The sequence below is a fragment of the Acidovorax facilis genome, from assembly GCF_023913775.1.
Taxonomy (GTDB): Bacteria; Pseudomonadota; Gammaproteobacteria; order Burkholderiales; family Burkholderiaceae_C; genus Acidovorax; species Acidovorax facilis.
On the sequence record NZ_JAMXAX010000074.1, the window covers coordinates 17434 to 30115 of the forward strand.

A 12682-nucleotide genomic window follows, 5' to 3' on the forward strand; every position below is an offset into this window, starting at 1 on the left:
AAGCGTTGGGTTCATCTGACGCGAGATGATCACGCTCACCGGGCAATGTACCAAGCCCGAGCTCGTTGAGCATTGGTTCAAGGAAATATAAAGCCCGGCGGCTTCGCAGACACCGCCATTGTAGGCGCTGCCTGCACGGGTTGAGTGTCTGGGGCCATGTAAAGCCCGTAAGCTTCGAGGGGTGCAGATCGGGGGCAATCCGGCGAGCTTGGCGATGTGCTGGGGGGCTGTCAAAGAAGGCGGCCGTCGTCGCCCAATGCCTGATCCAGGCGCTGCACCAGGGCATGAAGGCGCTGCTGGTCTTCGTCGGGTAGGAGGGTTTCCTGCGTACCCGTGCTGGCAGCGGTTGCGATGGTGGTGCTGGCCGTTTTGGCGGCGGCACCTGCTGCCAGGTCGGCAGCCTCGCGGTCGGCGATTTCGAAAGCCAGGTTCAAGGCCGCCAGCACCGCAATGCGTTCGCGGGCGCGGACCTTGCCCGCATCGCGGATGCGGATCATCGCGGTATCGACACGCTCCACAGCATCCAGCAGGCGGCTTTCGTGGCCCTCGGGGCAGGTCAGCAGGTAGCTTTGCTGCAGGATCTGCACCTCGATTTGCTTCATTCGGCTTCCTTGGTGACAGCGGCGGGGGCTGCGGCGGGCAGGCGCTCCAGCAGTGCATCCACGCGGGCGCGGGCGGCACTGAGGCGGGATTTGAGGGAGTCCCGTTCTTGCGTCAGCGCGGCCACCTGATCGGTCAGCAGCGCGTTGGTGCGTTGCAGTTCTGCGTGGCGCAGCAGCAGGCGGTCGACGCGCTCGGCGATCTGGTCGGTGGGGGATGGTGTTGCCATACAGCCCCCGATTGTAGGGTTGCAGGCTGTAAACAGCCGTAAAATCGCGCGGTTGGTGCTCGCGGTGTGGTTCACATGCCGCAGTTCAACGGGAAGCAGGGAGGCGCAGTACCACCGGTACACGCCCAGCCTGCGCTGCCCCCGCAACGGTCAGCGGACGAGTCTTTCGACTCTCTCTCCATCCATACGCCACTGAGCGCCTTGAACAAGCGCATGGGAAGGCATTGGGGGGGTGTTCCGCCAGCCCGGATACCGGCCAACACGGTGGCTGCGTGCGCCCTTTTTTGGAGCTGCGCGGCTGTATCACCCACATGCTGGCGGGAGGCCGGCCCGGGTTGTTTGTTGACGATGATCCCCATGAAAATCCGTACCCTTCGTGCGCGCCCTTTGGCGCTGCTGCGCCTGCCTGCCCACCGTGTGGCCCTGTTGACCCTGGCGGTTGGCAGCGCCTGCAGTGCGCTGGCCCAGAGTGCCCCGGCAACCGGCGAACTGCTGGCCCAGAACCTGCGCGCGCCCTCGCTCGCCGAAACCGTGGTGGCCGCCACGCGCACGCCGCAGCCGCTGTCCGACCTGGTGGCCGACATCTCCATCGTGGACCGCGAAACCATCGAAAGCAGCGGCGCCACTGGCCTGGCCGACCTGCTGGCCCGTCTGCCGGGTGTGGAGTTCTCGCGCAATGGCGGCCCGGGTGCCACCACGGGTGTATTCCTGCGCGGTGCTGAATCGCGCTTCACAGCGGTGTACATCGACGGGGTGCGCATCGATTCGCAGTCCACCGGGGGGGCGCCGTGGGAGAGCATTCCGCTCGGCCTCATCGATCGCATCGAAGTGCTGCGCGGCCCCGCAGGCGCCGTATACGGATCGGATGCCATGGGCGGCGTGGTGCAGATTTTCACCAAGCGCGGCGAGAACGGCACGGCGCCGTATGTGGGCGTGGGCATTGGCAACCACAACACCACCAAGGTGGAGGCCGGAATCAGCGGGGCCAGCGGCACCGTGGACTACGCGCTGGGCTTTGCGCGCGATGACAGCAAGGGCTTCAACGCCCGCACGGTGGCCACCCAGAACCCTGACCGCGACGGCTACCGCACCACGGCAGGCCATGCCCGAGTGGGCCTGCAGGTCGATGCGGCGCACCGGCTGGAGGGAGCGCTCATGGTCAATGACTCCAACAGCGGCTACGACAGCGGGCTGGGCAAGGACGACCGCAACCTGCACACCATGCACGCCCTGGGCCTCAACTGGATTGCCCAGTGGAGCAGCGCCTACAAGACGCGCCTGTCCATCACCGACTCGCGCGATGAATACGAAACCCGCCCCTCGCCCTACCTGAGCGACACGCGCCTGCGTGGCTACTACTTCCAGAACGAATGGCGCCAGGGCGCGCACCTGGTCACGGCCGCGTTGGAGCGCCGTGAAGACCGCCTCGAAAACGCCCCCATCGATGCCAAACGCTCGCAGGACGCGCTGGCCCTGGGCTACGGCTACAACGCTGCAGGCCACACCGTGCAGCTCAACCTGCGCCACGATTCCGACAGCGAGTTTGGCGGCAAGAGCACCGGCAGCGTGGCCTACGGCTATGCCATCACACCGCAGTGGCGTGCCATGGCATCGGTGGGCACGGCCTTCCGCGCGCCCACGCTGTACCACCGCTTCAGCGAATACGGCGTGGCCACGCTGCGCCCCGAAAGCAGCCGCAATGCCGAAGTGGCGCTGCGCTATGCCCAGGGCAACAGCACCTTCTCTGCCACGCTGTTCCGCAACCGTGTGAGCAACCTGATTTCGTTCTCCGGCCCCGGCACCTGCCTGTCGGACTTTGGCTGCTACGCCAACACGGCCCGGGCCGAATACAAGGGCGTGACGTTGGCTGGCTCGCACCGCGTGGGTGATGTGCAACTGCACGGCTCCATCGACCTGCAGCGCCCGCGTGATCTGGACACCGGCAAGCAACTGGCGCGCCGTGCCAAGCAGCACGCCACCTTCGGCGCCGACACCCGCCTGGCGGGTTGGACCGTGGGCGCCGAAGTGCAGGCATCAGGCCGCCGCTTCGACACCGTGGCCAACACCAATGTGCTGGGCGGCTATGCGCTGTTCAACCTGTACGCCAGTACCCGCATTGCGCGCGACTACACGCTGCTGGCCCGCATCGACAACCTGGCCGACAAGGACTACCAGCTGGCCCGCACCTATGCCACCGCAGGCCGCACGGTGTACGTCGGTGTGAAGTGGGCACCTCAATGAAGCCCCCCCTGAGTCGCTGCGCGCCTTCCCCCCGGAGGGGGAACGCCACCCGTGGCCTGGCGGAGCCAGTTCCACGCTGGCACTGGCTTGGGGCGCGCCAGTTTCGTCGGCCGCTGGGTGAGTACCGCACTGGGGGTGGGGTGTGACACGCTGTCCCGCGCTGCTGATTGCAGCCCCGGCCTCGGGACAGGGTAAGACCACCGTCACCGCCGCCCTGGCGCGCCTGCACACACGCCAGGGGCGGCGCGTGCGGGTTTTCAAGTGCGGGCCGGATTTTCTGGACCCGCACTGGCACCTGCTGGCCAGCGGGGCGCCGGTGCACCAGCTCGATTTGTGGATGAACGGTGAGGCCGACTGCGCGCAGCGACTGCACGACGCCGCCGTCGAGTCGGACCTGATCCTCATCGAAGGCGTGATGGGCCTGTTTGACGGCAGCCCCAGCGCGGCCGACCTGGCCCGGCACTTTGGTGTGCCGGTGCTGGCGGTGGTCGATGCCTCGGCCATGGCGGGCACGTTTGGCGCGCTGGCCTATGGCCTGCGCCACTACCGGCCGGGCCTGCCCTGGGCGGGGGTGCTGGCCAACCGCGTAGGCAGCGCGCGCCATGCCGACATGTTGCGTGACGGCTTGCACGATGCCGACGACTGGATGGGCGCGCTGATGCGGGTGCAGCCAGGCAAGGCGCCTTTAGCCGCCAAGGCCGGTGCGGCGCTGCTGCCCGAGCGCCACCTGGGCCTGGTGGCCGCGCACGAGCTGGACGACAGCCTGCAGCGGCTGGACGCAGCGGCCGATGCGCTGGCTGCTACGCCGCTGGGCCAAATGACGCTGGAGGACCTGCAGCGCTGGGCCGTGGACTTTCCGGCGTCTGCATCCACGGTTGCCGTGCCTGCTTTGCTCGCAGGCCGTACGGTGGCCGTGGGGCGTGATGCGGCGTTCTGCTTCATCTACGCTGCCAACGTGCAATGCTTGGAGCAGATGGGCGCGAGCGTGGTGTTCTTCTCGCCCCTGCACGATGCGGTGCTGCCCGAATGCGACGCGGTGTGGCTGCCCGGCGGCTACCCCGAGCTGCACACCGCGAAGATCGCGGCCAACACCGGGATGCAAGCCAGCCTGCGCGCCCATGTGGCCGCAGGTAAACCGCTGTGGGCCGAGTGCGGCGGCATGATGGCGCTGTTTGAATCCATCACCCTGGCCGATGGCAGCACGGCCACTTTGTGGGGCCTGCTGCTCGGTCACGTCACCATGCAAAAGCGCCTGGCAGCGCTGGGGCCGCAGCAACTGACCGTGGCAGGACACGCGTTGCGCGGCCACACCTTCCACTATTCGACCAGCGACAGCAGCGCCCCCGTGGTGGCCCGCACGGCGCGCCCGAACGAGGCGGTTGCGCCGGATGCGGGCGAGGCGCTGTACGAGCAGGGCAGCATCCACGCGAGCTATTTCCACGCATGGTTTCCGTCCAGCCCCGAAGCCGTGGCCCACCTGCTGGGGGGCGCATCGGTATGACCATCACCACCGAACTGATTCTGGGCGGCCAGAAAAGCGGCAAGTCCCGCCGCGCCGAGCTGCTGGCGCGCGACTGGCTGGCGCAATCCAGCGACCACCGCGCCGTGCTGATCGCCACGGGCCAGGCCTGGGACGACGAAATGCGCGAGCGCATCGCCCGCCACCAACGTGACCGCGCCGAACGGGTGCCTGGCCTGCAAACCGTGGAAGAGCCGCACGACGTGGCCGCTGCCGTGGCGTTGCACAGCACCCCACAAACCCTGCTGGTGGTGGACTGCCTCACGCTGTGGCTCACCCGCTGGACCATGCCCGTGGGTGTGGAAGCTATGAGTTTTGAACAAAAACAAGCTCTAGCGCTTGATTGGAAAGCGCAAGCAGCTATGTTTTTGATAGCGGTTCGGAAATCCCCTGGCCCCGTTGTTCTGGTGGGCAACGAAATTGGCCTGGGGGTTATCCCTATGGGGCGCGAGGTGCGCGCCTTTGTGGATGCGCTCGGCACGCTCAACCAGCAGGTGGCGCAGGTGTGCCCCCGCGTGACGCTCATGGCGGCTGGCCTGCCGCTTACCTTGAAAGAACCTCGCTGATGAAACCCACCCCCGTGCGCCGCATCCTCTGGGTGATCGCAATCGTGATTGCGCTGGGCCTGCTCATGGCTGGCCTGGCGCGTGCACAGCCCGTGCACATCAAGGACGACAAGGGCCGCGAGGTCTCGCTGCCCCGTCCGCCGCAGCGCATTGTGAGCCTGCTGCCCTCGTTGACCGAAAGTGTGTGCGAGCTGGAGCAATGCCACCGGCTCGTGGGGGTGGACCGCTATTCCAACTGGCCGGAGGCCGTGATTGCCAAGCTGCCCAAGGTGGGCGGCGGGCTGGACCCGAGCATCGAGGCCATCGTAGCGCTCAAGCCGGACCTGGTGCTCATGTCCGTCAGCTCGCGTGCCAGCGACCGGCTGGAGGCACTGGGCCTCACCGTCGTGCAGCTGGAGCCTAAGACGCATGCCGACGTGCGACGCGTGCTGGGCACCGTGAGCGACCTGCTGGGCGTGCCCCGTGCGCAGGGGGCCGACCGCCTCTGGCGCGTGATCGACGCCGGCGTGGAGGCGGCGGCGCAATCTCTGCCGCCCAAGGCGCGGAATGCGCGGGTGTACTTTGAAGTGAGCCGGGGGCCGTACGGGGCGGGCGAAGCGTCTTTCATCGGCGAATCCCTCACCCGGCTGGGGGTGCGCAATGTGGTGCCCGCATCGCTGGGCCCGTTTCCGCGCCTGAACCCCGAGTTCGTGGTGCGCGCCAACCCCGACATCATCATGATCGGCAACCGCAGCATGCAGGCCATGGTGCCTTACCCCGGCTGGGCCACCATGCGAGCCATCCGCGAGAACCGGCTCTGTGTGTTCGGCCCCGGCGACTCTGATGTGGTGGTGCGCCCCGGGCCGCGCATGGCCGAGGCAGCGCGCATCATGGCTCGCTGCATTGCGGACAAGGCTTCATGAGCAGCGTCCACGCCGATCTGCCAACAGGCTCTGCCATCCGCCGTGCGGCCTGGTGCACCGCGTGGCTGCTGCTGGCCAGCGTGCTGCTGGCCGTGTGTGGCGCCAGCGTCGGCAGCACGGGTTTTGACAGCGTGCTGCGCATGTACGGCGACCCCGTGGCCTGGCAGATCGTGTGGGACATCCGCCTGCCGCGCACGCTGGGCGCGTGGCTGGCGGGTGCGCTGCTGGGCCTGTCGGGCGCGGTGGCGCAGGGCCTGTTCCGCAACCCGCTGGCCGACCCGTACCTGCTGGGCAGCGCCTCGGGCGCCGCGCTGGGCGGGGCGGTGGCGATGGCGCTGTTTGGCGTGTCGCCGGTGGCGGCGCAGTGGATGGACCGCATCGGCATCACGGGCATGGCATTTCTGGGGGCGGCGGGGGCGGTGGTGCTCACGCTGATCCTGGCGCGTGGGGTGCAGCACACGCTGCGCCTGCTGCTCGCTGGCGTGATTGTGGGCGTGGTGCTGGGGGCCGTGCGTGACCTCGTGGAACTGGCCTCGCCCGACATCCTGCAGGCCATGCAGGCCTTCACGCTGGGCAGCACGGCTTTTGTGGGCTGGGCTGCCTGCTTGCTCATGGCCGTGGCCTGGGCGCTGTGTTCGTTGGTTGCCTGGATGCTGGCACGTGCGCTGGACGGCCTCACGCTGGGCGAGGCCACGGCCGCCAGCCTGGGCCTGCCGCTCATGCCCATGCGTGTGGGGCTGGTGGCTGCCATGGCGCTGGCCACGGGCACGGCGGTGGCGCAGACGGGGCTCATCGCCTTTGTGGGGCTGGCCGCCCCGCACCTTGTGCGTTCCATCGTGCGCGTGACACACGAACGGCACATCGTGCTCTCCAGCCTGATGGGCGCGGTGCTGCTCATGGCGGCCGACATCCTGGCGCGCTGGCTGCTGGCGCCGCAGGAGCTGCCCGTGGGCGTCCTCACGGCGGCCCTGGGCGGCACCTATCTGCTGTGGCTCATGCACCGGCGCACCTCGCAGGGGGGCGCACTATGAAATCAATAGCTATCAGTGCAAATGGAATAAGCGCCAGCATCGGGAATCGCTCGATATTGCAGGGCATTGACCTGCAATTGCCCGCCGGGCGCTGGACCAGCATCGTCGGCCCCAACGGCGCGGGCAAGTCCACCCTGCTCAAGGTGCTGGCGGGCCTGCTGCCGCGTGTGGCGGTGCAGGGCGACGTGTTGTTGCTCGGCCGCCCGCTGGTGCAGATTCCTGCGCGCGAACGCGCCCGCCAGCTCGCCTGGCTGGGGCAGAACGAAGCCTCGGCCGACGACCTGACCAGTTATGACGTGGCCATGCTCGGCCGGCTGCCGCACCAGGCCTGGCTGGCACCGCCGGGTGCGGCCGACCACGCAGCGGTGGAGCAGGCGCTGCGCACCACGCAGGCCTGGGACTGGCGCCACCGCCCGCTGTCGCAGCTGTCGGGCGGCGAGCGCCAGCGCGTGCTGCTGGCCCGGGCTCTCGCGGTGCAGGCGCAGGTGCTCCTGATGGACGAGCCCCTGGCCAACCTCGACCCGCCGCACCAGACCGACTGGCTGCACACCATGCGTGCACTGGTCGATGCGGGGGGCACGGTGGTCAGCGTGCTGCACGAGGTGTCGCTGGCGCTGCAGTCCGACGACATGGTGGTGATGGCACAGGGCCGCGTGCTGCACCAGGGCGCCTGCGATGCACCCGCCACGCACGCGGCGCTGGAGAGCGTGTTTGACCACCGCATCCACGTGCGGCATCTGGATGGCATGTGGATGGCGCTGCCATCGATGCAGCGCAAGCACGGCCAATGAAACAACACATGGATTGAGGGAGTGGAAGCATGAACATCGAATCGGGTTTCTCGCAGGTCGCGCAGTCGTTGCTGTGGCCGGTGCTGGTGCTGGTGGGGCTGGCGTTTGTCTACGCGCTGTGGGCGGGTGGCGCCACACTCATGGAGGCGTGGCAGCGCTGGCGCCAGCCGCAATACCGTTCGCTGCGCGTGGCTCCGGGTTTGTCGATGGAAGAGCTGGAGCTGCAACTGGTGCGCCAGGTGGAGCCCGTGCGCCTGCTCAGCCGTCTGTCGCCCATGCTGGGGCTGATCGCCACGATGATCCCGCTGGGCCCTGCGCTGCAGAGCGTGGCGGCGGGCAACGGCCAGCAGGCCCTCGCCGTTTTCAGCGGCGCCTTTGCGGGCGTGGTGCTGGCGCTGGCTGCCGCGTCGGTGGGCCTGGTGGTGTACTCGGTGCGCCGCCGCTGGCTGCTGGCCGAGCTGCTGGTGGTGCGCAAGGAGCGCGGGGTGGGGGAATGAGCTTGAAGCACCTGAATGTGCTGGCTGAGGACGACGACGACCCAATGCTGTCCGCAGTCAATCTGGTGGACGTGTTTCTGGTGCTGGTGGTGGCGCTGCTCACGGCCGTGGCGGTGCAGACCCAGACCAGCGCCAATGAAAGCGTCACCATCATCCGCAATGCAGGTCAGCCCGACATGGAAGTGGTCGTGCGCGAGCAGGGCAAGGAAGTGCGCTTCAAGGGCGCTGGCAGCGCAGCGCAAGGGCAGGGCGTGCGTGCGGGCGTGGCCTACAAGCTCGAAGACGGCAACATCGTCTACATCCCCGAAACCGGTGTGGCGCCTGCAGACGCGGGCGCTGGCGCGGCCGACCCCGCCAAGCCATGAAGGCGCTGATTCTGCGCACGGCACTGTGGTGCCTGCTTCTGGCTGCACCGCTGGTGCAGGCCGCGCAGTCTGCGCCCGTGTTGCTCTGGCTCACCTCCGACATCACCACCGCCCCACGCACGGCCATGGTGCAGCGTCTGGCCTCCGAGGCGGGTCTGGGCTTTGTGCACATCGACTACCCGTTGGGTGGCCCCGCGGTGCTGGACGCGGCACAGGCCCAGAAGCTGGAGCGCGCGCTGGCGGGCGCTGCGCTGGTGTGGGTGGATGCGCCACATGCCAGCGTGGAGGCACGCTTGCGCCGCATGGCGGGGGCGCAGCTCGATGCGCGTGCGGTGCGCACCCCTGGCCGCGTGGTCTGGGTGCCTGCGGGCACCCCCGCCGCTGACCTGACCGCGCTCGATGCGTCCGGCCACATGGTGGCCTACCTGCAGGCCGGCGGCCCGCGCAACCTGAAGAACGCCATCGCCCTGGCGCGCGCCACGGTGGCGGGTGTTGCGATGCCGACCTTGCCCGCGCCCGACATCCTGCCCCCCCGGGGTATCTACCACCCCGACGCGCCCCGCCTGCTGTCCAACGCCGCCGCGCTGGAGGCCTGGCGCCAGGGGCAACCTGCCCTGCAGGGGCAGCCCGCTGTGGCCGTGCTGGTGCACCGCCACCACTTCATCGACGGCAGCACGGGGTGGCTCGATGCCTGGTTGCACACCTTCCGCCAGCAGGGTCTGTTCGCCTACGCGGCCTTTGGCCAGCAGGTCACGGCGCAGACGCTGGCCGAGGTGCTGGAGTTGCCCGCTGAAGGAGGCTCTGGCCCCGGTCGGCTGCATGCCTCCGCCCTGGTGCTGCACCAGCTGGTGCCCCAGGCCGCTGCGCTGCAGCCGCTGTTGGCCCGCTGGGGCGTGCCGCTGCTCGGCACGCAGCCCTACCGCGCGGGTGATGCCGCCGCGTGGGAGGCCAGCGACACGGGCCTGTCGCTGTCCGATGTGCCGTTCTACCTAGCGCAGCCTGAGGCGGCAGGCGCCATCGACCCGGTCCTGGTCGCTGCCCACGGCGCCGAGGGGCAAGACTTCCGCCTCATCGAGCGCCAGGCCCAGGCCGTGGCCGCGAAGGCGCGGCGCCTGATCGCGCTGCAGACCAAACCCGCCGCCGACAAGCGCCTGGTGGCCATGGTCTACAACTACCCCCCAGGCGGCACCAACTTTGGCGCCTCGTTCCTCAACGTGCCGCGCAGCCTGGAACAGGTCTCTGGCGGTCTGGCCCAGGCGGGCTACCGCACCCAGCAGGTGCCCGAACAGGGCTGGATCGATGGGCTCAAGCCGCTGCTGGCCGCCTACTACCCCGGTGCTGATGTGCGCGCGCTGCTGCAAAACGGACAGGCCGCCGCGCTGCCACTGGCGCGTTATGAGCAGCACCTGGACACGCTGCCAAAGGCCGTGCGCGAGCGCATGAACGCGCACTGGGGCACGCCCGAAAAGAGCCGCTACGTGGTCGAGTGGCAGGGCGAAAAAGTGTTCGCCATCCCGCGCCTGCAGGTGGGCAAGCTCTCGGTATTGCCCCAGCCCCCGCGCGAAGAAACGCTGCGCTTGGGCCAGAACCCGTTCATGCACAAGTCCAAGGCGCCGCTGTCGCACCATTACCTGGCCGTGTACCTGTGGGCGCAGCTGGAGGCCGATGCCCTCATCCACTTCGGCACCCACGGCACGCAGGAATGGGCCGGTGGCAAGGCGCGTGCGCTGGATGTGCACGACGATGCGCTGCTGCCCCTGGGCGATCTGCCCGTGGTCTATCCCTACATCGTGGACAACCTGGGCGAGGCACTCACGGCCAAGCGCCGGGGCCGCGCCGTGCTGGTGAGCCACCGTACGCCCGTGTTCGCCCCGGCGGGCTTCGAGGCGCGCATGGCCCACATGCACGAGGTGATGCACGAATGGGAAACCGTGGACGAAGGCCCCACACGCCGCGCGCTCGAAAAGCAGCTGGTGACGCAGTTTGTAGAACACCAGCTGCACCGCGACCTGGGCTGGAGCGCCGAGCGCATCGCGGCCGATTTCCACGGCTTTCTTGAAATCCTGCACCCCTACCTGGACCAGCTCGCGCAAAGCTCGCAGCCCAAGGGCCTGGCCATGTTCGGCCGCGTGCCCGCGCCCGAGCAGCGGCGCGAGACCATCCTGCAGGCGCTGCGCAAGCCGCTGATCGAGGCGCTGGGCGAAGACATCGACGAAGCCTTCCTGATCAAGCACGACGCGGTGCTGGCTGCACGCCCTGCACGCTGGCTGGAAGTGGCGTTGACCGACGCGCAGGCTGCCAGCGTGCTGGACCTGCGCCCCGTGCTGCCTGACGCACCGCCAGCACAGGACGGCTTGGTGCGCGCCGAAGACCATGTGCCCAACCGCGCAGCGCGCCAACCCATCGACACGCCCGCGCTGCTGCAACTGGCACAGCGCGCGCAGGAGCTGGAACGCCTGCTGGCCACCGAAGGCGAGATGCCCGGCCTGCTGGCTGCGCTGGGGGGGCGCTACCTGCCAGCTGCGTACGGTGGCGACCCCATCCGCAACCCCGACAGCCTGCCCACGGGCCGCAACCTCACCGGGCTGGACCCGAGTCGCCTGCCCACACGCCAGGCCTATGCGGTGGCGCAGACGCTGTTCAACGACTGGTTCAAGGACTACCAGGCGCGCCATGGCGGCCAGGCGCCAGAGCGCATGGCGCTGTCGCTGTGGGCGGGTGAAACACTGCGCCACCAGGGCATCATGGAAGCGCAGGCGCTGGTGGCGCTGGGCGTGCGCCCGGTGTGGGATGACTCGGGCCGCCCGGTGCGGGTCGAGACCATTGCCGCCGAAGAGCTCAAACGCCCGCGCGTTGATGTGCTCATGAGCATCACCGGCTCGTACCGTGACCAGTTCCCCGCGCTGATGGCGCTGCTGGACCGTGCGGTGGCCCAGGCCGCCACGGCCGAGCCCGGCAACGCGATCGCTCGCAATACCGCGCAGATCGGCCAGGAACTGCGCAAGCAGGGCGTGCCCCGCGCGCAGGCCGAGCAACTGGCGCGCGTGCGATCGTTCGGCAATGCGGTGGGCGACTACGGCACCGGCCTGTCGGACGCGGTGCAAAGCGACGGCTTGCAAATCAACGATGCGCGCCTGGGCCAGATGTTCCTCGAACGCATGAGCCAGCCTTATCTGGAGGGCGAGCCGGTGACCGGCGTGGAGGGCGGTGTGGCGGCTCAGGCATTGGGTGCCCACCTGCGCCGCACCGATGCCGCCATCCTGTCGCGCAGCTCGCACCTGTATGCCATGGTCAGCTCGGACGACCCGTTCCAGTACCTGGGCGGCCTGTCGGCCGCAGCCCGCGTGGCTGGGCGAGCACAGGGGCTGGAGCTGCATGTGGCCCAGCTGCAGGATGCAGGCGAGCCCACCACCGAGACCGCGCAGCGCGCCATTGCGCTGGAGATGCAGTCGCGCTACCTGCACCCTGGCTGGCTTCAGGCGCAGAAGGCCGAGGGCTATTCGGGCACGCTGCAGGTGCTCAAGGCCGTGCAGTTCGCCTGGGGCTGGCAGGCCGTGGCGCCCGACACGGTGCGCGGCGATCATTGGCAAAGCTTTTATGACGTGCTGGTGCGCGACAAGCACCAGCTGGGCCTGCCCGAGTGGCTGAAAGAGCATCCACAGGCCTATGCCCAGTCGCTGGAGCGCCTGGTGCAGGCGCAGCGCCAGGGCTATTGGCAGGCCGATGCCGACACGCAAAAACAGCTCGCGCAGATGTACCAGGAGCTGACGCGCGCCGCGCCGCTGGCGGCCGAGCTGCCCAGCGTGCGCCGCTGGGTGGAGCGAGCGGCTCGTGGTGAGTCCGTAGAGCTGACCCCAGCTGCTGGCATGGCCATTGCTGCGCCGCAGTCGCCAGCCCTGGCAGTGCCACAGCCCGCGCCCCCCGCCGCTGACCTGCCCGCG

The 12682-nt window shown here is 68.9% G+C and carries 11 protein-coding genes and 1 riboswitch; of the genes, 9 read left to right on the forward strand and 2 right to left on the reverse strand.

Annotated features, from left to right (window positions below; translation table 11 throughout):
- Positions 1-230 precede the first annotated feature (230 nt).
- Positions 231-602, reverse strand: coding sequence for a cell division protein ZapA (locus NFX52_RS18750; protein WP_055395217.1), 372 nt, complete (start codon positions 600-602; stop codon positions 231-233).
- Positions 599-829 (reverse strand): hypothetical protein, encoded by a 231-nt coding sequence (locus NFX52_RS18755; protein ID WP_055395219.1) that lies wholly within the window; start codon positions 827-829, stop codon positions 599-601. Before NFX52_RS18755 ends, NFX52_RS18750 begins: the two co-directional genes overlap by 4 nt.
- A gap of 36 nt (positions 830-865) precedes the next feature.
- Positions 866-1104: riboswitch (cobalamin riboswitch) on the forward strand.
- An 82-nt stretch (positions 1105-1186) separates the two neighbouring features.
- Between NFX52_RS18755 and NFX52_RS18760 the strand changes: the two genes are divergently transcribed.
- The 9 genes from NFX52_RS18760 to cobN form a co-directional block, all read left to right on the forward strand.
- Positions 1187-3070 carry a TonB-dependent receptor domain-containing protein gene (locus NFX52_RS18760; RefSeq protein ID WP_252635776.1) on the forward strand — a complete coding sequence of 628 codons (1884 nt, stop codon included), beginning with the start codon at positions 1187-1189 and terminating at the stop codon, positions 3068-3070.
- Between the two features lie 142 nt (positions 3071-3212).
- Positions 3213-4571, forward strand: coding sequence for a cobyrinic acid a,c-diamide synthase CobB (locus NFX52_RS18765; protein WP_055395223.1), 1359 nt, complete (start codon positions 3213-3215; stop codon positions 4569-4571).
- Positions 4568-5155 carry a bifunctional adenosylcobinamide kinase/adenosylcobinamide-phosphate guanylyltransferase gene (locus NFX52_RS18770; RefSeq protein ID WP_055395225.1) on the forward strand — a complete coding sequence of 196 codons (588 nt, stop codon included), beginning with the start codon at positions 4568-4570 and terminating at the stop codon, positions 5153-5155. The genes NFX52_RS18765 and NFX52_RS18770 overlap by 4 nt, the downstream gene beginning before the upstream one ends.
- Entirely contained in the window at positions 5155-6057 is a 903-nt protein-coding gene (locus NFX52_RS18775) for an ABC transporter substrate-binding protein (RefSeq protein ID WP_055395227.1), read from the forward strand. Before NFX52_RS18770 ends, NFX52_RS18775 begins: the two co-directional genes overlap by 1 nt.
- On the forward strand, positions 6054-7088 hold the full coding sequence (locus NFX52_RS18780; RefSeq protein ID WP_055395229.1) for a FecCD family ABC transporter permease: 1035 nt from the start codon (positions 6054-6056) through the stop codon (positions 7086-7088). Before NFX52_RS18775 ends, NFX52_RS18780 begins: the two co-directional genes overlap by 4 nt.
- A complete protein-coding gene (locus tag NFX52_RS18785) occupies positions 7085-7879 on the forward strand; it encodes an ABC transporter ATP-binding protein (protein ID WP_055395230.1) in 795 nt (264 codons plus the stop codon). The genes NFX52_RS18780 and NFX52_RS18785 overlap by 4 nt, the downstream gene beginning before the upstream one ends.
- Before the next feature lie 29 nt (positions 7880-7908).
- Positions 7909-8376 (forward strand): hypothetical protein, encoded by a 468-nt coding sequence (locus NFX52_RS18790; RefSeq protein WP_055395233.1) that lies wholly within the window; start codon positions 7909-7911, stop codon positions 8374-8376.
- Positions 8373-8741 (forward strand): DUF2149 domain-containing protein, encoded by a 369-nt coding sequence (locus NFX52_RS18795; protein ID WP_055395235.1) that lies wholly within the window; start codon positions 8373-8375, stop codon positions 8739-8741. Before NFX52_RS18790 ends, NFX52_RS18795 begins: the two co-directional genes overlap by 4 nt.
- A partial coding sequence (gene cobN / locus NFX52_RS18800; protein ID WP_252635777.1) for a cobaltochelatase subunit CobN occupies positions 8738-12682 on the forward strand: 3945 nt, incomplete at its 3' end. The genes NFX52_RS18795 and cobN, both read left to right, overlap by 4 nt.